The 24,490-nt window shown below is 60.6% G+C and carries 21 protein-coding genes and 3 tRNA genes; 16 read left to right on the forward strand and 8 right to left on the reverse strand.

Features of this window, described 5'->3' with window-relative positions; genetic code table 11:
- The first annotated feature begins 15 nt into the window (after positions 1 to 15).
- The 8 genes from AO356_RS25885 to nudC all read left to right on the forward strand — a co-directional run bounded on the left by AO356_RS25885 (position 16) and on the right by nudC (position 12,531).
- Positions 16 to 687: a DUF3313 domain-containing protein gene (locus AO356_RS25885; protein ID WP_060742213.1), complete on the forward strand. Its 672-nt coding sequence runs from the start codon at positions 16 to 18 to the stop codon at positions 685 to 687.
- A gap of 118 nt (positions 688 to 805) precedes the next feature.
- The gene (gene tpx, locus AO356_RS25890) at positions 806 to 1,306 is read left to right on the forward strand and encodes a thiol peroxidase (RefSeq protein ID WP_018602018.1); all 501 of its coding nucleotides are present in this window, start codon (positions 806 to 808) and stop codon (positions 1,304 to 1,306) included.
- A gap of 191 nt (positions 1,307 to 1,497) precedes the next feature.
- Complete coding sequence (locus AO356_RS25895; RefSeq protein WP_060742214.1) at positions 1,498 to 2,811, forward strand: MdtA/MuxA family multidrug efflux RND transporter periplasmic adaptor subunit; 1,314 nt, start codon at positions 1,498 to 1,500, stop codon at positions 2,809 to 2,811.
- Positions 2,808 to 5,903, forward strand: a complete 3,096-nt coding sequence (locus AO356_RS25900; protein ID WP_060742215.1) for an MdtB/MuxB family multidrug efflux RND transporter permease subunit — start codon at positions 2,808 to 2,810, stop codon at positions 5,901 to 5,903. Before AO356_RS25895 ends, AO356_RS25900 begins: the two co-directional genes overlap by 4 nt.
- A 178-nt stretch (positions 5,904 to 6,081) precedes the next feature.
- A complete protein-coding gene (locus tag AO356_RS25905) occupies positions 6,082 to 9,186 on the forward strand; it encodes an efflux RND transporter permease subunit (protein WP_060742216.1) in 3,105 nt (1,034 codons plus the stop codon).
- A complete protein-coding gene (locus AO356_RS25910) occupies positions 9,183 to 10,658 on the forward strand; it encodes an efflux transporter outer membrane subunit (protein WP_060742217.1) in 1,476 nt (491 codons plus the stop codon). The genes AO356_RS25905 and AO356_RS25910 overlap by 4 nt, the downstream gene beginning before the upstream one ends.
- Before the next feature lie 223 nt (positions 10,659 to 10,881).
- Positions 10,882 to 11,694, forward strand: coding sequence for a crotonase/enoyl-CoA hydratase family protein (locus AO356_RS25915; protein WP_060742218.1), 813 nt, complete (start codon positions 10,882 to 10,884; stop codon positions 11,692 to 11,694).
- Positions 11,695 to 11,700: 6 nt separating this feature from the next.
- Positions 11,701 to 12,531, forward strand: a complete 831-nt coding sequence (gene nudC / locus AO356_RS25920) for an NAD(+) diphosphatase (RefSeq protein ID WP_060742219.1) — start codon at positions 11,701 to 11,703, stop codon at positions 12,529 to 12,531.
- On the opposite strand, the gene AO356_RS25925 is transcribed toward nudC, so the two are convergent.
- Positions 12,499 to 13,278, reverse strand: coding sequence for a TSUP family transporter (locus tag AO356_RS25925; RefSeq protein ID WP_018602003.1), 780 nt, complete (start codon positions 13,276 to 13,278; stop codon positions 12,499 to 12,501). The genes nudC and AO356_RS25925 overlap by 33 nt on opposite strands.
- A gap of 393 nt (positions 13,279 to 13,671) precedes the next feature.
- Between AO356_RS25925 and AO356_RS25930 the strand changes: the two genes are divergently transcribed.
- Positions 13,672 to 13,745: transfer RNA gene (locus AO356_RS25930), tRNA-Cys, on the forward strand.
- A gap of 194 nt (positions 13,746 to 13,939) precedes the next feature.
- Positions 13,940 to 14,026, forward strand: a tRNA-Leu gene (locus AO356_RS25935).
- Positions 14,027 to 14,102: 76 nt separating this feature from the next.
- On the opposite strand, the gene AO356_RS25940 is transcribed toward AO356_RS25935, so the two are convergent.
- On the reverse strand, positions 14,103 to 14,465 hold the full coding sequence (locus tag AO356_RS25940; protein WP_060742220.1) for an NUDIX hydrolase: 363 nt from the start codon (positions 14,463 to 14,465) through the stop codon (positions 14,103 to 14,105).
- Between the two features lie 282 nt (positions 14,466 to 14,747).
- On the opposite strand from AO356_RS25940, the gene AO356_RS25945 reads away from it, so the two are divergent.
- Positions 14,748 to 14,933, forward strand: a complete 186-nt coding sequence (locus tag AO356_RS25945) for a hypothetical protein (protein WP_060742221.1) — start codon at positions 14,748 to 14,750, stop codon at positions 14,931 to 14,933.
- A gap of 134 nt (positions 14,934 to 15,067) precedes the next feature.
- Here the strand turns inward: AO356_RS25945 and AO356_RS25950 are convergent, their stop codons facing one another.
- On the reverse strand, positions 15,068 to 15,298 hold the full coding sequence (locus AO356_RS25950; RefSeq protein WP_003201752.1) for a hypothetical protein: 231 nt from the start codon (positions 15,296 to 15,298) through the stop codon (positions 15,068 to 15,070).
- Positions 15,299 to 15,449: 151 nt separating this feature from the next.
- Positions 15,450 to 15,704 (reverse strand): DUF6555 family protein, encoded by a 255-nt coding sequence (locus AO356_RS25955; RefSeq protein WP_060742222.1) that lies wholly within the window; start codon positions 15,702 to 15,704, stop codon positions 15,450 to 15,452.
- 239 nt (positions 15,705 to 15,943) lie between these two features.
- Here AO356_RS25955 and AO356_RS25960 point away from each other — a divergent pair, with 239 nt between their 5' ends.
- Positions 15,944 to 16,843 (forward strand): polysaccharide deacetylase family protein, encoded by a 900-nt coding sequence (locus tag AO356_RS25960; protein ID WP_060742223.1) that lies wholly within the window; start codon positions 15,944 to 15,946, stop codon positions 16,841 to 16,843.
- 100 nt (positions 16,844 to 16,943) lie between these two features.
- Positions 16,944 to 17,135 (forward strand): DUF2188 domain-containing protein, encoded by a 192-nt coding sequence (locus AO356_RS31245; RefSeq protein ID WP_072405740.1) that lies wholly within the window; start codon positions 16,944 to 16,946, stop codon positions 17,133 to 17,135.
- Between the two features lie 176 nt (positions 17,136 to 17,311).
- On the opposite strand, the gene AO356_RS25965 is transcribed toward AO356_RS31245, so the two are convergent.
- From AO356_RS25965 to AO356_RS25975, 3 genes are all read right to left on the reverse strand, one after another.
- Positions 17,312 to 19,108, reverse strand: coding sequence for a DAHL domain-containing protein (locus AO356_RS25965; RefSeq protein WP_060742224.1), 1,797 nt, complete (start codon positions 19,106 to 19,108; stop codon positions 17,312 to 17,314).
- 266 nt (positions 19,109 to 19,374) lie between these two features.
- Positions 19,375 to 20,229, reverse strand: coding sequence for a prohibitin family protein (locus tag AO356_RS25970; RefSeq protein ID WP_081015426.1), 855 nt, complete (start codon positions 20,227 to 20,229; stop codon positions 19,375 to 19,377).
- Between the two features lie 124 nt (positions 20,230 to 20,353).
- Positions 20,354 to 20,441: transfer RNA gene (locus AO356_RS25975), tRNA-Ser, on the reverse strand.
- Between the two features lie 124 nt (positions 20,442 to 20,565).
- Here AO356_RS25975 and AO356_RS25980 point away from each other — a divergent pair.
- Both AO356_RS25980 and AO356_RS25985 read left to right on the forward strand, forming a co-directional pair.
- A complete protein-coding gene (locus AO356_RS25980) occupies positions 20,566 to 21,237 on the forward strand; it encodes a Bax inhibitor-1/YccA family protein (RefSeq protein ID WP_025213780.1) in 672 nt (223 codons plus the stop codon).
- Positions 21,238 to 21,620: 383 nt separating this feature from the next.
- Positions 21,621 to 22,970: a hypothetical protein gene (locus AO356_RS25985; RefSeq protein ID WP_060742226.1), complete on the forward strand. Its 1,350-nt coding sequence runs from the start codon at positions 21,621 to 21,623 to the stop codon at positions 22,968 to 22,970.
- Between the two features lie 41 nt (positions 22,971 to 23,011).
- Here AO356_RS25985 and AO356_RS25990 read toward each other — a convergent pair whose 3' ends face one another.
- Positions 23,012 to 23,449, reverse strand: coding sequence for an Lrp/AsnC family transcriptional regulator (locus AO356_RS25990; protein ID WP_003202176.1), 438 nt, complete (start codon positions 23,447 to 23,449; stop codon positions 23,012 to 23,014).
- A 133-nt stretch (positions 23,450 to 23,582) separates the two neighbouring features.
- Between AO356_RS25990 and AO356_RS25995 the strand changes: the two genes are divergently transcribed.
- Complete coding sequence (locus tag AO356_RS25995; protein WP_060742227.1) at positions 23,583 to 24,476, forward strand: DMT family transporter; 894 nt, start codon at positions 23,583 to 23,585, stop codon at positions 24,474 to 24,476.
- The last annotated feature ends 14 nt before the right edge of the window (positions 24,477 to 24,490 follow it).

The following is a 24,490-nucleotide window of genomic DNA, read 5'->3' on the forward strand; positions in this document are numbered from 1 at the left end:
TACAGGAGTGACAGCATGAAGTTCGCGTCAATGATTGGCAGCATCTGCATAGCCTCGCTTGCCTTGGCGGGTTGTTCGAGCAAAGTCACCCAGCCGGATGAGTATTCCGGGTTCCTGGGGGATTACAGCCGCCTCAAGGAAGAGAAGTCGCCGTCGGGGGCCGAGGTGATGCGTTGGGTCGATCCGAAGATCGATCTGAACAAATACACCAGCCTCTATATCGAGCCGACGCAGCTTTACCCCAAACCGCAGCCGACCGTGAAGATCCCCCAGGCCACGCTGTCGGGCATCACCGCGTATTACGATCAGGCCCTCATGCGGGAGGCGGGGAAGTCCTTGCCCCTGGCGACCGTCCCTGGGCCGGGTGTATTGGTGATACGGGCGGCGATCACGGCTGTCAGTAGCAAGACCGAAGGCTTGAAACCGTATGAGGTGGTCCCGATTGCGCTGGTGGCGGCCGCTGTCAGCACCGCCAGCGGTATTCGCGACCAGGAAACCACCTTGGGCACCGAAGCGGTTTTTCTCGACGGAGGCAATAACGCGGTGGTCGCCCAGGTGGTGCGCAAGGGCACGGGCAAGCCACTGTCCAACGAATCCCAGGTCATGAAGCCCGATGACGTCAAAGGGGTCATCGATGGTTGGGCGGCAGATTTGCATCAGTCGTTTCTGCAGCTCAAGGCCAAATAGCCATCACCGTCGCCGGGGTGTCGACGCCACGTCTTTTTATGTCCGGCCATAGGTCGCGCGAGCATTTCGTGGTTAACTCCGGCCTCACCATTTTCAAACTGTCAGAAGGAATCCGTTCATGGCTCAAGTCACCCTCAAAGGCAACCCGGTCCAAGTCAACGGTCAGTTGCCACAAGCCGGTTCCAAGGCACCAGCCTTTTCCCTGGTCGCCGGCAATCTGTCGGACGTTTCCCTGAAGGACTTTGCCGGCAAGCGCAAAGTGCTGAACATTTTCCCAAGCGTCGACACGCCGACCTGCGCCACCTCCGTGCGCAAATTCAATGCTCAGGCCAACGAACTGAACAACACCGTGGTGCTGTGCATCTCCGCCGACCTGCCATTTGCCCAGGCGCGCTTCTGCGGTGCCGAAGGCCTGGAAAACGTCCAGAACCTGTCCACCTTGCGCGGTGCCGAGTTCATCCAGGACTACGGCGTGGCGATTGCCGACGGCCCACTGAAAGGCCTGACCGCCCGTGCCGTGGTGGTGCTGGACGAAAATGACACCGTGCTGCACAGCGAGCTGGTCAAGGAAATCGCTGAAGAGCCGAACTACGATGCGGCCCTGGCTGTTCTGAAATAAGTGGAATGAAATAAGGTATTTATTACAATTGTTAACGGTCTGGCCCTGTCCAGGCCGTTTTCTTTTGTGCTTCAAGGCTTTAGCTGACTATTCGAAAGGTAAGCCCAACGTAAATTGCCGGTAAAGGCGCTTTGCTAAATACCCGCCAGTGCTTATCGTTCAGCCTCCCGTAAAAGAAGTCCACGCGCCCAATGGTTGATCACTCCATGCAATCGTCTGTTTCCCGCAATTCCCGTCGCTGGCTGCTCGGCCTGTTCGTCCTGTTGGTCGTCGCGGCGCTGGCCTGGAAGTTCTGGCCCAGTGGTTCGGCCCAGAAGCCGGGGGCGGGGGACAAGGCCGCGACGGGGCACGTGGGACGTTCGGGTGGCATGCGCCCGGGGTTCGGTGGGGCGACGGGGCCGGTCCCGGTGCGGGTGGCGCCGGCGGTGACCGGGGATTTCCCGCTGTACTTCAAGGCGCTGGGTACGGTCACGGCCCTCAACACCATCAACGTGCGTAGCCGCGTGGGTGGCGAACTGGTCAAGATCGCCTTCGAAGAGGGCCAAATGGTCAAGGCTGGGGACTTGCTGGCCGAGATCGATCCACGCCCGTACCAGAACGCTTTGCTCCAGGCCGAAGGCACGCTGTTGCAGAACCAGGCCCAACTGAAAAATGCCCAGGTCGACCTTGAGCGGTATCGCGGCCTGTACGCCGAAGACAGTATTGCCAAGCAGACCCTCGACACCGCCGCGGCGTTGGTGGGCCAGTACCAGGGCACGGTCAAGACCAACCAGGCGGCGGTCAACGACGCCAAGCTCAACCTGGAATTCACCAGGATCCGCGCGCCGATTACCGGCCGCGTGGGCTTGCGCCAACTGGACATCGGCAATCTGGTGTCGGCCAACGACACCACGGCCCTGGCGGTCATTACCCAGACTCAACCCATCAGCGTCGTGTTCACCTTGCCGGAGAACAACCTCGACACCGTGCTCGCCCGTTATCGCAGCGGGGCGAAGCTGCCCGTCGAAGCCTGGGACCGGGGCGACGTGAAGCGCCAGGCCAGTGGCCTGCTGCAAAGCCTGGACAACCAGATCGATGTCACCACCGGCACCTTGAAGTTCAAGGCTCGCTACGATAACCGCGACCAGTCGCTGTTCCCCAACCAGTTCGTCAACGTCCACCTGCTGGCCGACACTCTCAAAGGCGTAGTCCTGGCGCCGACGGCGGCCATCCAGTTCGGCACCAACGGCACCTTCGTCTACGCCCTGGAGGGCGACAAGAAGGTCTCTATCAAGAAGCTGAAGATCGGGGCCAGCGACGGTACGAACACCGTGGTCACCGAAGGCCTGGCCGCAGGCGATAGGGTGGTGCTCGAAGGCACCGATCGCCTGAAGGAAGGCAGCGAAGTGGAGGTGGTCAACGACAGCCAGGAGGTGCCTACCACGCCGACCGAGCACTTGCAGGGCAAGTCTGCGGCGGTGCCTGAGCCGGCTGAGGCCGACAAGGCGAACAAGGGCGGCGCATGAATCTCTCGCGGCTGTTCATCCTTCGCCCGGTCGCCACCACCCTGAGCATGCTGGCGATTATCCTCGCCGGCCTGATCGCCTACCGGTTGCTGCCGGTGTCGGCACTGCCCCAGGTCGACTACCCGACCATCCGTGTGATGACCCTGTACCCGGGCGCCAGCCCCGATGTGATGACCAGTGCGGTCACCGCCCCCCTGGAGCGGCAGTTCGGGCAGATGCCGGGCTTGACGCAAATGGCCTCCACCAGTTCCGGTGGCGCGTCGGTGATTACCCTGCGCTTCAACCTCGACATCAACATGGATGTCGCCGAGCAGCAGGTGCAGGCCGCGATCAATGCGGCCACCAATTTGCTGCCCAAGGACCTGCCGGCGCCGCCGGTGTACAACAAGGTCAATCCGGCTGACACCCCGGTGCTGACCCTGGCGATTACCTCCAAGACCATGCTGCTGCCCAAGCTCAATGACTTGGTGGACACCCGCATGGCGCAGAAAATCGCCCAGATCAGCGGCGTCGGCATGGTCACCATCGCCGGTGGCCAGCGCCAGGCCGTGCGAATCAAGGTCAACCCCGAGGCCCTGGCGGCCAACGGCCTGAACCTGGCGGATGTGCGTACGCTGATCGGTGCTTCCAACGTCAACCAGCCCAAGGGCAACTTCGACGGCCCGACCCGGGTCTCGATGCTCGATGCCAACGACCAGTTGACCTCGCCCAAGGATTACGCCGAGCTGATCCTGGCCTACGCCAATGGCTCGCCGTTGCGGCTCAAGGACGTGGCACAGATCGTCGACGGGGCCGAAAACGAACGCCTTGCCGCCTGGGCCAACGAAAACCAGGCCGTGCTGCTGAACATCCAGCGCCAGCCGGGGGCCAATGTCATCGAGGTGGTGGACCGGATCAAGGCCTTGCTGCCGAGCATCACCGATAACCTGCCGGCTGGCCTGGACGTCACCGTGCTGACCGACCGCACCCAGACCATCCGCGCCTCGGTCACCGACGTGCAGCATGAGTTGCTGATCGCCATCGCCCTGGTGGTCATGGTGACGTTCCTGTTCCTGCGTCGCGTCAGTGCCACGATCATCCCGTCGGTGGCCGTGCCGTTGTCGTTGATCGGCACCTTCGGCGTGATGTACCTGGCGGGTTTCTCCATCAATAACCTGACCCTGATGGCCCTGACCATCGCCACCGGTTTCGTGGTGGACGACGCCATCGTCATGCTGGAGAACATCGCCCGCTTCATCGAGGAGGGCGACAGCCCGTTGCAGGCTGCGCTCAAGGGTGCGAAGCAGATCGGTTTCACGCTGATTTCCCTGACCCTGTCGCTGATCGCCGTGCTGATCCCGCTGCTGTTCATGGCCGATGTGGTCGGGCGCTTGTTTCGCGAGTTCGCCATCACCCTGGCGGTGGCGATCCTGATTTCCCTGGTGGTGTCCCTGACCCTGACGCCGATGATGTGCGCCCGCTTGCTCAAGCGCGAGCCCAAGGAAGCAGAACAGGGCCGTTTCTACCGCGCCAGCGGCGCCTGGATCGACTGGTTGATCGCCGCCTACGGGCGCAAGTTGCAGTGGGTGCTCAAGCATCAGCCACTGACCCTGCTGGTGGCGGTGGGCAGCCTGGTGCTGACGGTGGTGCTGTACCTGGCCGTGCCCAAGGGCTTTTTCCCGGTGCAGGACACCGGGGTGATCCAGGGCATTTCCGAGGCGCCGCAATCGATCTCCTTTGCCGCCATGAGCGAGCGCCAGCAGCAGTTGGCCAAGGTGATCCTTGCCGACCCGGCGGTGCAGAGCCTGTCGTCCTACATCGGCGTGGACGGCGACAACGCCACGCTCAACAGCGGTCGCCTGCTGATCAACCTCAAACCCCACAGCGAACGGGACGACAGCGCCACCGAGATCATTGCCCGCTTGCAGCCACAGCTGGATCGACTGGTGGGCATTCGCCTGTTCATGCAGCCGGTGCAGGACCTGACCATCGAAGACCGGGTCAGCCGTACCCAATACCAGTTCAGCCTGTCATCGCCGGACGCCGAATTGCTCAGCCTCTGGAGCGGGCGCCTGGTCGAGGCCCTGGGCCGCCAGCCGGAACTGACCGACGTGGCCAGCGACCTGCAGGACAAGGGCTTGCAGGTCTACTTGGTGATCGACCGCGACGCGGCTTCACGCCTGGGCGTCTCGGTGTCGAACATCACCGATGCGCTGTATGACGCCTTCGGCCAGCGGCAGATCTCCACCATCTACACCCAGGCCAGCCAGTACCGCGTGGTGTTGCAGGCCCAGGCCGGGGAGCGGATCGGACCGAAGGCGCTGGACCAGATCCATGTCAAGACCACCGATGGAGGGCAGGTGCGCTTGTCGAGCCTGGCCCGGGTCGAAGAGCGCCAGGCGCAACTGGCGATAGCCCACATCGGCCAGTTTCCGGCGGTGATGATGTCGTTCAACCTCGCGCCGGGCGTGGCCCTCGGGCATGCGGTGGACATGATCGAAAAGGTCCAGCAGGACATCGGCATGCCGGTGGGCGTGCAGACCGAATTCCAAGGCGCGGCCGAGGCGTTCCAGGCGTCGTTGTCGAGTACCTTGCTGCTGATCCTGGCGGCGGTGGTGACCATGTACATCGTCCTGGGTGTGCTGTACGAAAGCTACATCCATCCGATCACCATCCTTTCCACCTTGCCCTCGGCGGCTATCGGCGCCTTGCTGGCGTTGATCCTCAGCGGCAATGACCTGGGCATGATCGCGATCATCGGCATCATCCTGCTGATCGGCATCGTCAAGAAGAACGCGATCATGATGATCGACTTCGCCCTCGACGCTGAACGCAACCAGGGCATGGACCCGCAGACGGCGATCTACCAGGCGGCGTTGCTGCGCTTCCGCCCGATCCTGATGACCACCCTGGCGGCGTTGTTCGGTGCCATACCGCTGATGTTCGCCACCGGTTCCGGTGCCGAATTGCGCCAGCCCCTGGGCTTGGTGATGGTGGGCGGGTTGTTGGTGAGCCAGGTCTTGACGCTGTTCACCACGCCGGTGATCTACCTGTATTTCGATCGCCTGGGCCGCCGGTTTGCCAGGCCGGAAGGGAAAGAGGTGCGGGTATGACGGCGAAGCCCGGAAACCTGGGCAGGACGGGCTTTCTGTGGCGAGGGAGCTTGCTCCCGCTGGGCTGCGCAGCGGCCCCCTTTGTGAGCGCTGCGCACTCAAGCGGGAGCAAGCTCCCTCGCCACAAAAGCTCGGTCATTCTTTTCGGTCTTTGGTCTGAAGCCCGGAGCGGTGGCCGATGAACCTCTCCGGCCCCTTCATCCGCCGCCCCGTCGCGACCATGCTCCTGAGCTTCGCCATCATGCTGCTCGGTGGCGTGTGCTTCGGCCTGCTGCCGGTTTCGCCGTTGCCGCAGATGGATTTTCCGGTGATCGTGGTCCAGGCCAGCCTGCCGGGCGCTAGCCCCGAGGTCATGGCCTCCACCGTGGCCACGCCCCTGGAACGCTCCTTCGGCGCTATCGCCGGGGTCAACACCATGAGCAGTCGCTCCAGCCAGGGTTCTACGCGGGTCATCCTGCAATTCGATCTGGATCGCGACATCAACGGCGCCGCCCGGGAAGTGCAGGCGGCCATTAACGCGTCGCGCAACCTGTTGCCCAGCGGCATGCGCAGCATGCCCACCTACAAGAAGGTCAACCCGTCCCAGGCGCCGATCATGGTGCTGTCGCTGACCTCGGATGTGTTGGAAAAAGGCCAGCTCTACGACCTGGCGTCCACCATCCTGTCCCAGAGCCTGTCCCAGGTGTCGGGCGTCGGCGAGGTACAGATCGGCGGCAGTTCGTTGCCAGCGGTGCGCATCGAACTGGAGCCACAGTTGCTCAATCAGTACGGCGTGGCCCTGGACGATGTGCGCAATGCCATCGCCGACAGCAACGTACGCCGGCCCAAGGGTTCGGTGGAGGACGACCGGCGTATGTGGCAGGTGCAGGCCAATGACCAGTTGGAGAAGGCCAAGGACTACGAAACGCTGATCATCCGCTACCAGGACGGCTCGGTGCTGCGGCTCAAGGACGTGGCGAAAGTCACCGACAGCGTCGAGGATCGCTACAACAGCGGTTTCTTCAACGACGATGCCGCCGTGCTGCTGGTGATCAACCGCCAGGCCGGGGCCAACATCATCGAGACGGTCAACGAGATCAAGGCGCAACTGCCGGCGTTGCAGGCGGTACTGCCGGCCAGCGTCAAGCTGAACCTGGCGATGGACCGCTCGCCGGTGATCAAGGCCACCCTGCATGAAGCGGAAATGACCTTGCTGATCGCCGTGGCCCTGGTAGTGCTGGTCGTGTTCCTGTTCCTCGGCAACTTCCGCGCCTCGCTGATCCCGACCCTGGCGGTGCCGGTGTCCCTGGTGGGCACGTTTGCGGTGATGTACCTGTACGGTTTCTCCTTGAACAACCTGTCGCTGATGGCGTTGATCCTGGCGACCGGGTTGGTGGTGGACGATGCCATCGTGGTGCTGGAGAACATTTCCCGGCATATCGACGAAGGCGTTCCCCCTATGACGGCGGCGTATAGGGGGGCCGAAGAGGTGGGTTTCACCTTGCTGTCGATGAACGTCTCGCTGGTAGCAGTATTCCTGTCGATCCTGTTCATGGGCGGCATCATCGAGAGCCTGTTCCGCGAATTTTCCATCACCCTGGCGGCCTCCATCGTGGTTTCGCTGGTGGTCTCGCTGACGCTCACGCCGATGCTCTGCGCCCGCTGGCTCAAGCCTCACGTACCGGGGCAGGAAAACCGCTTGCAGCGCTGGAGCCAGGGGCTCAATGAGCGGATGGTCCGTGGTTACGCCACCAGCCTGGACTGGGTGCTGCGCCATCGGCGCCTGACCTTGCTCAGCCTGCTGGTGACCATCGGCGTGAACGTCGCGTTGTATGTGGTGGTGCCGAAAACCTTCATGCCACAGCAGGACACCGGTCAACTGATCGGTTTCGTGCGTGGCGACGACGGGCTGTCGTTCAATGTGATGCAGCCGAAGATGGAAATCTTCCGCCGTGCCGTGCTCAAGGACGAGGCCGTGCAAAGCGTCGCCGGTTTCATCGGCGGCAACAACGGTACCAACAACGCCTTCATGCTGGTGCGCCTCAAGCCGATCAAGGAGCGGGGGATTTCCGCACAGAAAGTCATCGAGCGCCTGCGCAAGGAAATGCCCAAGGTCCCCGGCGGCCAATTGATGCTGATGGCCGACCAGGACCTGCAATTCGGTGGCGGTCGCGAGCAGACCACTTCGCAGTATTCCTACATCCTGCAAAGCGCCGACCTGGCGTCACTGCGCACCTGGTACCCCAAGGTCGTGGCGGCCTTCCGGGCCTTGCCGGAGCTGACCGCCATCGATGCCCGCGACGGTGGCGGGGCGCAGCAGGTGACGCTGGTGGTGGACCGCGACCAGGCCAAGCGCCTGGGTATCGACATGGACATGGTTACCGCAGTGCTCAACAACGCCTACAGCCAGCGGCAGATTTCCACCATCTACGACAGCCTCAACCAATATCAGGTGGTGATGGAGGTCAATCCCAAGTATGCCCAGGACCCGAGCACTCTCGAGCAGGTCCAGGTGATCACCGCCGACGGCGCGCGGGTACCGCTGTCAGCCATTGCCCATTACGAGAACAGCCTGGAGGACGACCGGGTCAGCCATGAAGGCCAGTTCGCTTCCGAGGGCATTTCCTTCGACATGGCCGAAGGCGTCACGGTGGAGCAGGGCACCGCGGCTATCGAGCGGGCGATTGCCAAGCTCGGGATGCCCGAGGATGTCATCGCGAAAATGGCCGGTACCGCCGACGCGTTCGCCGCCACCCAGAAGAGCCAGCCGTTCATGATCCTCGGCGCGTTGCTGGCGGTGTACCTGGTGCTGGGCGTGCTGTACGAAAGCTACATCCATCCGCTGACCATCCTGTCCACCTTGCCATCGGCCGGGGTCGGCGCCTTGTTGTCGATCTATGCACTGGGCAGCGAGTTCAGCCTGATCTCGCTGTTGGGACTGTTCCTGCTGATCGGCGTGGTGAAGAAAAACGCCATCCTGATGATCGATCTGGCGCTGCAACTGGAACGTGCCGGGCAGACGCCGCTGGAATCGATCCGCAGCGCTTGCCTGCTGCGATTGCGGCCAATCCTGATGACCACGCTGGCGGCGATCCTGGGGGCCTTGCCGCTGCTGCTCGGCGCCGCCGAAGGCGCGGAAATGCGCCAGCCGCTGGGCCTGACCATTATCGGCGGGCTGGTGTTCAGCCAGGTGCTGACGCTCTATACCACGCCGGTGGTTTACCTTTATCTCGACAAGCTGCGCCATCGCTTCAACCGCTGGCGTGGCGTGCGCACTGATGCTGCCCTGGAAACTCCGCTATGACCGACCGTTCGCCTTTCAATCTTGCCGCAACGCTGGCGACCGCCCGTGGTTCGCGGGTACTGAGCCTGGTGCTGTGTGTGGCGATGCTCAGCGCCTGCGCCGTCGGCCCGGATTACCAGCGCCCCGCGGCGGCGGCCCCGGTGCAGTACAAGGAGGCCCAGGGCTGGCGCCAGGCCAACCCCAGCGATGCGCTGGCCCGGGGCGCCTGGTGGGAGCTCTACGGCGATACGCAACTCAACGGCCTGGTGGACAAACTCAACGCCTCCAACCAGACCGTGGCCCAGGCCGAAGCCCAGTACCGGCAGGCCCGGGCACTGGTGCGCAATGCTCGTGGCGCGTTTTTCCCCACCGTGGACCTGACCGTTGGCAAGACGCGCTCCAGCCAGGGCACCGGCAGCAGCAGTTCGAGCTTGAGCAGTTCGTCCAGCGGCATTCGCGACACCTACAACGCCCAGGCTGGCGTCAGCTGGGAGGCGGACGTGTGGGGCAAGTTGCGCCGCACCCTGGAAGCTGACGAGGCGAGCGCGCAAGCCAGTTTCGCCGACCTGGCGGCGATGCGCCTGAGCCAGCAATCGGAACTGGTGCAGAACTACTTGCAACTGCGGGTGATCGATGAGCAGAAGCGTTTGTTGCAAACCACCGTCGACAACTATCAGCGCTCGCTGAAAATGACCGAAAACCAGTACCGTGCCGGGGTCTCCGGCAAGGACGCGGTGGCCCAGGCGCAAAACCAGCTCAAGACCACCCAGGGCGACCTGATCGACCTGATCTGGCAGCGAGCCCAGTTCGAAAACGCCATCGCCGTGCTTATCGGCCTGCCGCCGGCGGAATTCAACCTGGCGGAGGTCCAGGACATCCCAAGCCTGCCGCAGATCCCGGTGGCGCTGCCCTCCCAACTGCTCGAGCGCCGGCCGGACATCGCCTCGGCAGAGCGCTCGGTGATGGCCGCCAATGCCAACATCGGCGTTGCCAAGGCCGCGTATTACCCGGACCTGACCCTGAGCCTCAGCGGCGGCTACAGCAGCAGTACCTACGACAACTGGGTGAGCGTGCCGAACCGCTTCTGGTCGGTAGGTCCGCAACTGGCGATGACGCTGTTCGATGGCGGCCAGCGATCGGCGGAAGTCGACCGCACCGTCGCGGCGTATGACCAGACCGTCGCCACCTATCGCCAGACCGTGCTCGATGGCTTGCGCGAGGTGGAGAACTACATGATCCAGCTCAAGGTGCTGGAAGACGAAGCCCGCGTGCGCCAGGAAGCCCTGGACGCCGCCCGGGAATCCCTGCGCCTGACGCAGAACCAATACCGGGCCGGATTGATTGCCTACCTCGACGTGGTCACTGTCCAGGCCACCGCGCTGAGCAACGAACGCAGCATGCTGAGCCTGCAACAGAGCCGCTTGATTGCCAGCGTGCAACTGATTGCGGCGTTGGGCGGTGGTTGGGATGGGCAAATGGAGGCGCGCGAGTAATCACACATCGATGCCCCCACCTGTGGGAGCCGAGCTTGCTCGCGATGGCGGTGGGTCAGCTTGCATCAATATTGAATGTTCAGCCGTCATCGCGAGCAAGCTCGGCTCCCACAATGAATCCTGTGGTACGCAAGTCCCGCTTTTGGCCGATGCACTGCCTACGTCCTGTCGCGATGGCTTGTTATAGTTCAGGCCTCTTTTCAGCCGGTAAAGGATCACTGCCATGTCGAAATACCAAGCGTTCAACGTCGAACTTGCCGACAACATCGCCCATGTGCAGATCAATCGCCCGGAAAAGATCAATGCGATGAACGTTGATTTCTGGCGCGAGATCATCGAGATCTTCCAATGGATCGACGACACCGATGAGGCGCGGGTGGTGGTGCTCAGCGGTGCCGGCAAGCATTTTTCCTCCGGCATCGACCTGATGATGCTGGCGGGCGTGGCCAACGAGCTGGGCAAGGACGTGGGACGCAATGCACGGCTGTTGCGGCGCAAGATCCTGCAACTGCAAGCCTCGTTCAACGCCGTGGACAATTGTCGCAAGCCGGTGCTCGCGGCCATTCAAGGCTATTGCCTGGGCGGTGCCATTGACCTGATCGCCGCATGCGACATGCGTTATGCCGCCGAGGACGCCCAGTTCTCCATCAAGGAAATCGATATCGGCATGGCTGCCGATGTTGGCACATTGCAACGCTTGCCGCGGATCATCGGGGACGGCATGCTGCGTGAACTCGCTTATACGGGGCGTACCTTCGGTGCCGAAGAAGCGCGCAGCATCGGCCTGGTCAATCGTGTCTACAGCGACACCGCCAGCCTGCTCGACGGCGTGATGGGCATTGCCCGGGAAATCGCCGCCAAGTCGCCGATTGCTGTGACCGGCACCAAGGCAATGATCAGCTACATGCGCGACCACAGCATTGACGACGGCCTGGAATACGTCGCCACCTGGAACGCCGCCATGCTGCAATCGACCGACCTGCGCGTGGCCATGGCCGCCCATATGAGCAAACAGAAACCCGAATTTCTGGATTGACTGACCATGATTTCACGCTGGACCACCGCAGTACTCGATACCGATCTTCCTGGCGGCTGGGCCGTGGCCCGTAGCCCGGAAGGCTTTCTGTTCGATGACAACGGCGCGCTGTTCCCCCGCGAGTGGCTCAAGCGCCAAGACCTGTCGATCCTCGCCGAACACGGCATCGGTCACCTGGATGGCGAGCCGGTCTACCTGTTGGAGTTGCACAGCCCGCTGGAGATTCCTGGCTGCAACTGGAAAGGCCTGCGGGCGTTCATGCTCGAGGACGACCACACGCTGTACAAGGTGTTGGGCTATGCGGCACAAATCGGCACCTGGGCCCGGGAGCATCGCTTTTGTGGCAGTTGCGGCAAGCGCATGAGCCAGATTCCGTTGGAGCGGGCCATGTATTGCGACGCCTGTGACCTGCGCCACTACCCGCGGATTTCACCGAGCATGATCGTGTTGATTACCCGCGGCGATGAAGTCCTGCTGGCCCGTTCGCCGCGTTTCGTCACGGGCGTCTACAGCACCCTGGCGGGGTTTGCCGAGCCTGGCGAGTCGGCCGAGGATTGCCTGGTACGGGAGGTGCGTGAAGAAGTCAGTATCGAAGTGAAGAACATCCAGTACGTGGGCAGCCAGTGCTGGCCGTTCCCCCATTCGATGATGCTCGGTTTTCACGCTGAATATGCCGGCGGCGACATCGTGCCCCAGGAAGATGAAATCGAGGACGCCCAATGGTTCAACGTCCACGACCTGCCACCGTTGCCGGCCTCGCGCTCGATCGCCCGCTACCTGATCGACCTTTATGTGGCGCGGCGCTTAGGCCACGCTGAACCAGTGCTGCCAGGCTAGGCGCACGGTCAAGCCCAGCACCACGGTGATGAACACCGGGCGGATGAACTTCGCGCCGCCGCTGATGGCGGTGCGAGCGCCGAAGAACGCGCCGATCATCACCGACAGGCCCATGCTCAGGCCGATCACCCAGTCCACCTGCCCGGAAAAGATGAACACCGACAGCGCCGCGATGTTGCTGACGAAATTCATGCTGCGCGCCACGCCACTGGCCTTCACCAGGTCGATGGGGTAGAGCAGCAGGCTGCTGACCGTCCAGAACGCACCAGTACCGGGCCCGGCCACGCCGTCATAGAAACCCAGGCTGAAGCCCTGGGGTGACTGCCAGGTCTTCTTGATCGGTGCATTGCTGTCCAGAGGCGCCTTGGGCGTGCCGCCAAACAACAGGTACAGGCCGCAGGCAAAGACGATCACCGGCAGCATCTTGTTCAGCCACTCGGCAGGCAGGTAATGGGCGACGATGGCGCCGGTCAGGGCCCCGACCAGCGTGCCGACGAGGGCGTGGGTCCATTGCCTTGGGTGGAACAGCTTGCGCTTGTAGAAAGTGAAACTGGCCGTCGCCGAGCCGAAGGTCGAGCTGAGTTTGTTGGTTCCCAGGACCAGGTGAGGCGGCAAACCTGCGGTCAGCAACGCCGGCGTGGTCAGCAGCCCACCACCACCGGCGATGGCATCGATGAAACCGGCAATGAAGGCGACAACGGCAAGGATAGCGAGGGTAGTGAGGTCAACGCTGAGTTCGAAAGGCATGGAATGGGCTTATTTTGGCAGGTCGCAGAAGGACTGCGGGAAGGCCGGTATGTTACCCATAATGGTGCAGGGCTGCGACTGTCTCTAAGGCCTGTGACGTTCGCCGTGGCGAGGGAACTTGCTCCCACTGGGTTGCGCAGCAACTCCAAAAGCCTGCCACCCTCCACCTGGCACCCCAATGCAGCTGTCTGGCGGAAGCTGGCCGTTGGACGAATTTTTTTTGAAATCAAGGGGTTGTCAGCCTAGGCAAATGAGTACATAATTGCGCCCATCGAACGCACTGGGACGTAAAAAATCTCAATGTTTTCAAGGAGATAGCGCTGAGTCAGTGGCTTGTTTCCTGATCAGGTTTGTACCGCGGTTGATGTGGCTGTATCGCATCAAGCGTCTTGAGGCCGAATAGCAAAATGGTTATGCAGTGGATTGCAAATCCACCTACGCCGGTTCGATTCCGACTTCGGCCTCCACTTTTAAAAAGCTCTGTAGATCTATGATTTACGGAGCTTTTTTATTTCTGGAGCATTGAAAGGTTTTGTCTTGAAAAGGGCATGAGCTACCTTGCTTCACAGAGGAGGGATGTATATATTCCCCCTCTTGCTGCACCAGCCAGGACTTCGGCCATTGGATTTTTGCCGACGTTCCCATGGCTAACCGCGCTACCGCCCGAATGGCGAAACTGGTAGACGCATGGGACTTAAAATCCCCCGCTCGTAAGGGCGTGCCGGTTCGATTCCGGCTTCGGGCACCATCTAAAATCAAGGGTTTGCGAGCGAAAGCTAATGCAAACCCTTGTTCGTTTCAGTTCCCCCGCTTGTACCGACTCATCACAACCGCCGGCGAAATGCCTCGAGAATATCCCGCGTGCCCTTTTTCATTTGCAGTTGGGCAATGGCATCCAGCGGGTGCCAGAGGCAATCACTGATTTCATTCTGTGGCCGGGCCGCCGACGAGTCGCTGACTGAGGCTTCGAACACGTGGTGCTCGGTCTGCCCGTCATTGATTCGCATCAGGTAGAGCAGGTTCTCGACGTCCAGGCCAGTTTCCTCCGCCAGTTCCCGGATGGCTGCTCCCGCGTGGGTTTCCCCGCGTTCGACAGTACCGCCGGGTAGCGCCCAGCGGCTATTGGCTTTGCGAACCAGCAGGACGTGGCGATTGTCCTCGCAGATGACGGTCGCTCGAATTTTCATGGTGGTGTTCGATCCGTGACTGTCATTAAACTGAAATATATCTGCAATATTTGAGCCTGGCATTAGTTGCTCGTTCAAATATCGATTTTTCAGGGTCCTATCCGTACGACCATGACGGGGTGGGAAAAGCTGAGTTCATTTGAGCTTGTCATCGCTCCAGTCGATCTTCCCTACCGTCAGCACCGGGCTTTCGACCGGCTATCGCCTCAAAGGGAATCAGCTTCGAAAAAATGAATCTATGTTGGGTGCAATGGCTGGCCCCGGTAGGGGAAGGACAGACAGATGACCACCGTTGAAGACTTCAAGATCAAATCCCACGAGCTCTTGGTGGAGCTCGATACGGCAACAGCGGAAATGATGAAGCTCATATGTGTCCATCAGATGAGCGGATCGACTTGGGATGAGGCGGTTCAGCGTCAACATGAAGCCTATGAGCGGTGGGTCGCTTATCTGAATGAGCGGGGGTAGCGGCCATGCACGCGCCATGGGCAAAAATTCTTTGATTTGCCCCGATGCCTATCCATTTCGAGGCGCAAAAAATGCCCGCGTTCCATCGGTTTTCCAACCGGTAGAACTCAAGGGGGAACCTCTGACGTGGTGCGTCAGCGGAACTTGGGCAGCGGCGGCTCGGCGGGCTTGAGTGACGTCAGCGCGCTCTGGATCGACGGAGCGTCCTTGTCGATGTCGTTGAGCCGGTCGCGGATACGCACCGCGGTAGGGTGCCCACCTTGGTGGTCGACCCAATCGGCGATTTCCTTGCAGGCTGCCGTGAGCCTGGCCTGACGTGATTCCAGCAGGGTGAGCAGGGTGGTGATGGACTCTTTTTCGGACATGTCACACCTCCATTCAGGGTTGATGAGGCAGCACGAAACCCGCCAGGGGCGGGTCATGCTGTGGTTTAAGCGTAGTTGAGTTATTTCGGATCTGTCGAAGAATCCGGCGCCCGGCCAGACAACCGGCGCGCCGGAAGCGGTACACGTTATTTCAGCCGGACTCCTTGACCCAGGTCGGCGCGACGCTCGCCCGCCAGCGTACATCGGTAATGCCGTATTTTTCCGCCAGGGGCTTGGAAACCCGCTTGACCTTCTCCCTGCCGAATTTCGGTATGCGCCCGACCCCCGCGTCGCAACTGGCCCAATGCCAAGCCTCGGAGTTATTCATCACTTCTGCGCGAATAATGAATGACTTGGGTTCGCCATGGAGTATGTAGTCAATGATGTAAAGCGATGGCCCGCCCATAAATCCTCCCTAATATAGTCCTATACGGATGGATGCAAAGGCATTGGGAAAATTCCATCGAATTTCCAGACGGTCGAATTAATGCCGCTCAAGCTCAAGCGCGAGGCAACAACAAATTTTGCGAACAGCCATTGTTTACAGGAAGGAACCAAACCCGGTTACCCTTCTCCAAGGTGGGCTTCAACACCGTCGGCCAGGGATCAAAGGCGAAGCAACGCGGCATCAACTAAAGGCAAAACATGAAAAAAATCGCCAGGGTCCTGTCCATCGCAGCCCTCGCCATCGGTTTATCGGGTTGCATTGGTGCTCCCATCGAACTGACGCCGCAAACCGAACAACGCTTGCACGAACAACCTCCGATCCGTTTCCTGCTGACATTCGATGACGGTCCCAGCGCTTCGTCTATCTGGAACCCTAGCCTGGAGGTGCTGGACGCACTCGCAGACAACGCGGTACAACCCGGCATCAAGGCCGTGTTTTTCCTACAGACCCGCGGACCGCGGGCTGGCGGCAGCGATATCGGCCGCTCAGTGATGCGTCGTCAGCAGCAGGAAGGCCATGTGCTGGGTTTCCATACGGCGACCTACTGGCACACCAATCATCGGTTCCTGAGCCCTGATGAGCTGGAGCAATCGCTCACCCGCGGCGGGAGTGATATTGCCGTCATGACCGGCTCGGCACCGTCCCTGGTCAGGCCACCTTTCTGGAGTTTCGACAGGCGTACCGCAGCTGCCTACCGGCAACATGGCCTGCACATCTTGTTGACCGACCTGAGCGCCAATGACGGCAAGGTCTGGGGCATCACGATGAGCCCTCGGCGGCGGATCAACCTGACCCGACAACTCTCCGAGGTGCGCGAGCGCATCGCCGCCGGACAACTGCCAGCGGTGGATGGGGTTATCCCGGTGGTGGTGACCTTTCACGACATCAATCGTTATACCGCCCGACATGCCCGCGAATACCTGCAGATCCTGCTCGACAGCGCCCAGGCGACCGGCATGAGGACCGCCGCCAGGCCGTTCTACGATGACCACCAGGCATTGGAGCGAGCGGCCTTGGCCCGGACGGTCGATCACAGCGCAGAGCCCGTCCATTTGCCGGGGTTGTGGGACTGGTTGTGGGATTCGGATTCCCACTGAGGGCACCACGGGTGCAGTCGGCGTCGCGACGTCCGGTCGGCACCGCGGGTAATCAGCGTGTATGGTAGGTGATGCACCCTTGTTAAAGTCGGAGGTGATCATGAGTACTGCGATGATGACGAAAATGCACATCAACGGTTATGACGTGCTCAGCGTAAACAGTGGCCCATGGCGAGTCTGTACCCAGGCTGACCGGTTGGGTTCCTTTGCTTCCCGGGAGGAAGCGCTGGCCTACGCGGCGGCATTGCCGACCCGGAGAAGCCGTAGCGGCCGGCCTGGGAACACGAAATAAGGGGTAACGAGCCTGCTCGCGATGCGGTCAGCAGATTCAAATTCTGGGTGACAGGCACACCGCTATCGCGAGCAAGCTCGCTCCCACAGTTTTTCCCGGGTGCCCATCAAGAGTGCGTCCATCATAGATCCCCTGTGGGAGCGAGCTTGCTCGCGATCTCGTTGGGTCAGCCTGCATCAGGCGCGCGCCAGCTCCAACGGGATCTCTAGGGTAAACAGGGCACCTTGCCCGGGGCCGTCGCTATGAACATGGAGGCGGCCGTTCATTTCGACCGCTGCCAGGGCGCAGCTGTGCAGGCCAAAGCCATGACCGTCCTTGCGGGTGGTGAAACCATGGTTGAAGATGCGCGCCAGGTTCTCGGGGGAAATGCCTTCTCCGCGGTCCTTGACGCTCAGGCTCAGCTGGGTTTCGTCGAGGATACGGATCCCCAGGGTCATTTCACGCGGATGTTCGCTGATGTGCGACATGGCGAATTTGGCGTTGCTGATCAAGTTGATCAGGATCAGCAATAACCTGTGCTTGTCCCCCATGATCGCGGGTACGTCCTGGTAATCCTTGATGACGGTGACGTGATGCCGGCTCAGGGCGCCCGAGTTCATGCGCAGCGCATCTTCGAACAGGTCGCTGACATTGAGCGGTTCGATCAGCCTGGCGGCCCCTGCGTAAGTCTGTTGAGTCGTGACGATTTCCTTGATGTGATCGATGCTCTTGGTCAACTGTGCCAGTTCATCGATAAGCAGTCTCTGTTCGGCGGCAATGGAGTCGACCAACTCGTTGAAGTAACGCGGCAGCAACCGACCTTTTTCATCAAGGGTAATGAACCGGCCAAGGTCCTCGGCATGTTCGTTCATCATGTTGACCGCTTTCGTGAGCCCGAGCGTCTTGCTGCTCCTCAACTTGCGGGTCACCAGCTCGGCGGAAATATTGACGCTGTTGAGTACATTGCCGACGTTGTGCAACACATTCGTCGCGATTTCGGCCATGCCCGCCATTCGGGCCGCATCCACCAGTTCGCGTTCGGCTTCCTTCAACTCGCGGGTACGCTCCTGCACGCGCTCTTCCAGGCGTTCGTTGGACGATTGCAACGCTTGGTTGATCTGATTGATCACGGCATAGCTGCGCACCAGGCGCACCGCCAGGTAGATCATCAGCAGTGCCATCAGGCTGGCGCACACAGCCAGGTAGATGTGGTATTGACGGTCGGTTGCGGCAGTCCTGCGCTGTGTCTCGTTCAACAGCTCATTGATGTTGTCCAGTTCCTGGGCAACCGGAATGACGCTGATGCGGTCAAGCAGGTCATTGACCACCGGTTGCTCCTGGACGATGGTTTTGACGTGCTGGATGAGGCTGATGAAGGGCGCCTGATAGGCGGCGGGCAACTGGTGAATGTACGGCTCCAGCTCAGTCAACTTGCCTTGTATTTCCCGGGCTTTGTCCGTCGTGACATAAAGCCCGAACTCCAGTGTCGTCAGGCTCAACTCAAGCACATTGGACGCCACGGTCAGGCGCTCCGTGGGGCTTTCGATATGCATGTCCTTGAGCAGCGTTTGAATCTGGTCTTCGGCCTGCGGCAGCGCATCCAGGGACGTGCGCAGCCGGGCGTTGTGTTGTTCGAACTGCTCCACCAGCAAGGTCTTGTTTTTGACGGCATCCACATAACCGTTGCGCCGGGACGCCCAAAGCGCCGCCAAGGGGCCGGAGTTATTGAGTCGTTCCAATTGCTGCCAGCGACTGTCGGCCTCCGGGGGCGGGGCCAGTGACAGGTTGTTGTTGATGCCGATCTTTTTCCTCAGGATCTTGCCGTTCCAGTTCGCGTCGGATTGTTTGAGTTGACGAATGAAGTCGCGGGACTCGAAGTAGGTCGATGAGTCGTACGTGTATGACTTGATCAAAAAGAATATCAGTGCGGAAAACACAATAAGCGCGACGGCCAACAGGGCGGGCCATTTATATTTTTTGATAAGAGTGGTCACGCGACTCTCCTGTCCAGGGTGCTTATCGAATGCGTCGGTGAATTGCCGAGGGGGGGGAGTTGCTCAAGGCATGAGCCGAAGGGGAGGCGAGATAAACGTCGTGCGGTGGAGCGTGTCGGTCTGCTTTTGCCTGGGTACACGTTGAGCTCCCTGCTAACGATGAACGTCGGGTTCATTGCCGAGTGTAGCGCTAACGAGAGGGGCGGTGCTTGGTGAGGGCGCTTCGGGATGAAGCAGGCGCGGCCAGGCAGGCCGCGCCAGGGGGATTACTTGATGTCGATGAAGGGCATGGCGCTGTTCGGCAGCACGGTGGTGGGCAGCACACCATTCCAGCGCTCGGCCTTGGTCAGCTCCACCAGGTTCTGGTTGCTGGCCAGGGCCTGGGCCCGCGCCTTGATGGCCTCGGCTTCGGCTTTGCCGCGCAGCTCGGTTGCCAGTGCGTCTGCCTTGGCCTGGGCCACTTGCGAATCGGCTTCCGCCTGGGCCTGGGTCACCCGGATCTGCGCCTGGACCTGCTCGGTGGCGAGTTGTTGTTCGCGGGTCTTGACCTGGACTTCAGCGGCCATGCGCGCTTCGATGGCTTTTTCGTAGGCATCACTGAAATCGATGTTTTCGACCTGGACGCTGTCGATGATCACGGGCCCGGTAATGGTGGCCTTGATGGCCGTGGAAATATCGTTGACCAGTTGGACGCGGTTCTGCACGGCAGCCACGGCGTTGAACTTGCCAAAGACGTTTTCCACCTGGGTCGGCACCTGGCGGCTGATCATCCGGTCGCGGATGCCTTCAAGGTCCTTGAACTGGGTATAGACCTTCGCCACGTCGGAAGGGGCGATATGCCAGGACACGGACACCTTGAGCTGAGCGGATTGTTGATCCTTGCTGTAGGCCTGCAGGTCTTCGTAAGCGGTGACTTGGCTCTGGACGCTGATCATGCGTACGGATTCGATGAAGGGCGTCTTGAAGGACAATCCCGGTTCAACCACCCCGACCAGTGCCCCGTTGCGCAGCAGCACGCCGCGCTCGGTCTCGTCGACCGTGTACCAACTGCCGAACAGTACGCACAACAAGACGATGCCGATGATTGCAGCACCGATGGAGCCGATGGTTTTACTGGTCACTTTTCTTTCCTTGATTGGCTTGGGAGGGTTTGCCATAGCGGTGTCCAATGTTGAAGCTGCAATTGGCGTTCTGAATGCCAGACACGAAAAAGCCCTGAATAATCAGGGCTTTAACGTTAGAAGATGGCGGAGGCGATGGGATTCGAACTCATGGACCTGTTACAGTCGACGGTTTTCAAGACCGTTGCCTTAAACCACTCGGCCACACCTCCGTATTGCGTTGCGGGCGCCATAATACCCGAATGAAACACACTGTCAAACTCTCTACGTAGCTTGTTACAGAGCGTCTGTTATGATCCTTGCCACTGAATGTTTCAAAACCGGAGGAGTGTCGCCATGCGCGAACAGGATTACGCAGTGAACAACAGCGTGCAGGCTGAGCAGCTAGAGGTTAGCCGCGTCCTGCGCAACACTTATGGCCTGCTGGCACTCACGCTCGCTTTCAGCGGTGTGATGGCCTACGTCGCACAACAGATGCGGGTGGGTTACCCGAACATCTTCGTCGTGCTGATCGGTTTCTATGGCCTTTTCTTCCTCACCAACAAACTCCGTGATTCGGCCTGGGGCCTGGTGTCGGCTTTCGCCCTGACCGGCTTCATGGGCTTCCTGCTCGGCCCGATCCTCAATCGCTACCTGCAAATGCAGGGCGGCGCTGAAGTGGTCAGCTCGGCCTTTGCAATGACCGCCCTGGTATTCGGTGGCCTGTCGGCCTACGTGCTGATTTCCCGCAAGGACATGAGTTTCCTCGGCGGTTTCATCACCGCAGGTTTCTTCGTCCTGATGGGGGCCGTGCTGGCCAGCTTCTTCTTCCAGATCAGCGGCCTGCAACTGGCGATCAGCGCCGGCTTCGTGCTGTTCTCGTCGGTCTGCATCCTGTATCAGACCAGCGCCATCATCCACGGCGGCGAGCGCAACTACATCATGGCGACTGTCAGCCTGTATGTATCGATCTACAACCTGTTCGTCAGCTTGCTGCAGCTGTTCGGCCTGATGGGTCGTGACGACTGATTGCATCCACGATGAACGAAAAGCCCGCTTCGGCGGGCTTTTTTTCGCCCGTGTTTCGAGTTGTGGCCAATGGCCAACAAAAAACCTGAAACAGATGGCACCTTTGAATAAATGATCTACACCTATGGACATGGAAGCGTAGTGCCATGGGAGGCAAGAAGTGGATCGCTTGGTTACCTGCCTGAATTTTCCCCCCATTACGTATTCGGCCACCGAGCCTGGTCTGGTCGTGGCCGTTCGTTGGGATTGAGAGGCTATCAAGGCGACTCGCAGGACCGTGAGCAGGCTTGGGCATCGTGCTGCAGCCTGATAACAGAAGGAGGCCCTGCACATCGGCCAGGAATCCGATGCGATAGCAGGCGTTTCCCTATAAGGAGATATTGATGAAGCAGCCTCAAGGAAAGATCATCGCGTGGTTGGCCCTGACGGGGGTATTGTCCACCGCTAGCGTTCATGCCGGAGTCTTCCCCGATTTCGGCTACGCCCCGCCCAAGAGTGCATACTCCGGAGCGCCGTTCCAGCTCAGCCAGGATTATCCGAAGGTGGCCCCGGGCGCAGCGTCGGTACCGGCATTCTTCCAACATTTGCCCAAGACATTCTCCAATGACTTTGAAACCTGGCGCCCGTACATGGAGGAAGTGAAGAAGTATTGCTTGGAAGGCAATACTGAAATTGGTTGGAAGGTACAGAAGAACAAGGTTCGCCAGTGGTATCACATGCCTTGGCAGCATTACGGTCCCAACGGTCGTGAAGGCATCAGCGGGCTGACCAAGGAGGCACCGATTCAGCCCGGGCAACTGGCAAGTACGCAGACCGACAGCGGGCAGACCTACGCAGTGGGGATCTATAACGATATAGGGGCCTACACCATCGGCCAGGTCTGGAAAGACCCGGATAATCCAGACCCAAGCCATACCTCCAAACCCAAGAGTTTTGCCAACGGCACGGTGGTCTGCAAGGCGCTGTTCGCCGATATAGACGTCAAGACGGTGCCGTTCCTGGCGAACCCATTGCTCTGGAACGCCTACACCGCCGAAACCTTCACTTCGACCAAACGGCACGTCACTAAGGTGGCGTTGATTCAGATGGACATTGCCGTGCGCGACACCCGTGTGAGCGATACCGGCTGGCTGTTCGGCACGTTCCAATACAACGGCGCCAAGACCGGCAAGGCGAACTGGAACAACCTGGTGCCGGTGGGGATCATGTGGGGCAATGATCCCAAGGTAACTGGCAACGACTTTACCAACCCCAAGCCGGTGGTCACCAAGATCAACCCGGCCCTGAAACAGACCGCGATCAACGCCAACACCCAGGAACTGCCACCGACCCACCTGGGTTGGAACGGGCGACTCAATGGGCCGGTGGACAACCCCCAGGCGTCCTGCCTGAGTTGCCACATGACCGCCGAGTACCAGCAACTGGCGATCATGAACCCGACGTTCCAGGCCAACCCGCCACCTGTGGGAGGCGATGTCTGGATGCAATGGTTCCAGAACATTCCAGCCGGCCAACCGTTCAGCCCGGGCACGCAAAGCACGGACTACAGCCTGCAACTGTCCGGAGCCCTGGCCAATTTCTATGATTGGAAGTGCAACCACAGCGGCGTCTATGCGGATGGCGTCAATGCCTGCACCAAGCTCCAGACGCTCAGGTTGATCAAAGCGAGCAACGCGCCTGAGGAACAAGTGCACAAAGTGCAGCGCAGTCCCGAGTTGGAAGAGCTCGAGTAACCCGCTTTCCCGGCCTCGGGCGATCCGAGGCCGGTTTCCACTCACGCCATCGGCGGCAACCGCCGCTTGACCGGGGTCTTCTTGACGATGGCCGTATTGGTCTCGGCGTGGACATTGAGCTTGTCCAGCAAGGTATCCAGCTGTTCCATCGAGCGCACATGCAGGCGCGCGATGAAACAGTCGTCGCCGGTGACCTTGTCGCATTCGGTGAATTCAGCGATGGCCTGGATCTGCCGCTCCACTTCCTGCAACTGTCCCGGTAGCGGGCGGATGCGCACGATGGCCTGGAGTTGATAGCCGAAGCACTTGGGGTCCACTTCGACGGTGTAGCCCCTGAGCACGCCGCGTTCCTCGAGCCGGCGAAGACGTTCGGCGACACTGGGGGAGGACAGGCCGCTGAGGTTTGCCAGGGCCTTGAGGGAGCGTCGGGAGTCTTCCATCAGGGCGCTGATGAGGATCTGGTCAATATCGTCAGTCATTTCAGCTCCATTAGGCGAATGCGTGAAGTTGCCTTGATAAAAAAGGTCGAAACGCAGTTTAGCCTTTTTCAAGCCATGGAGAAGGTTCGGGTCGGCTCGGCATACTGTGCCCACTTGCTGAAGGAGCCTGAAGATGGACAAGACCTTACGCCGCGGTTCGCTGGAAATGACCGCCGCCATGCTGATCTCCGGAACCATTGGTTGGTTCGTGCTGGTTTCCGGTTTGCCGGTGCTGGATGTGGTGTTCTGGCGCTGCGTGTTCGGTGCCGTGACTTTGCTGCTGATCTGCGCCGGTTTCGGCTTTTTGCGGCCCGGCATCCTCACCCGTGCCACCTTCCTGCTGGCGGTGCTCAGTGGAGTGGCGATCGTCGGTAACTGGGTGTTGTTATTTGCCTCTTACTCCCGTGCTTCGATCGCCATTGGCACGGCGGTGTACAACGTCCAGCCGTTCATGTTGGTAGGCCTGGCGGCGTTGTTCCTGGGGGAGAAAATAACTGCGCAAAAACTGTTCTGGCTGGCGGTGTCGTTTCTCGGAATGCTGGCCATCGTCAGTGCCCATGGTGAGCAAGGGCAGGGTGGCGGTGACTATCTGCTGGGCATTGCGTTGGCGTTGGGGGCGGCGCTGCTGTACGCCGTCGCGGCGTTGATCATCAAGCGTCTGACGGGCACACCACCCCATCTGATCGCCCTGATCCAGGTCAGCACCGGCGTGTTGCTGCTGGCGCCCTGGGCGAACTTCTCGGCGTTACCGCAACACGCCCAGGCCTGGGCCAGCCTGTTGACCCTGGGCATGGTGCACACCGGCGTGATGTACGTGCTGCTGTACAGCGCCATCCAGCGGTTGCCGACCGCGTTGACCGGGGCTTTGTCGTTCATCTATCCGATCGCGGCGATCTTCGTCGACTGGTTCGCCTTCGGCCATCGCCTCGAACCGCTGCAATGGCTGGGGGTGGCGGCGATCCTGCTGGCGGCTGCCGGCATGCAACAGGGCTGGGGCATCAAGTGGCGTCGCCCAGCCCTGTCGTAGCCCTCCGGGCGTGG

This window comes from Pseudomonas fluorescens (assembly GCF_001307275.1).
In the GTDB taxonomy this organism is placed as follows: Bacteria; Pseudomonadota; Gammaproteobacteria; order Pseudomonadales; family Pseudomonadaceae; genus Aquipseudomonas; species Aquipseudomonas fluorescens_AA.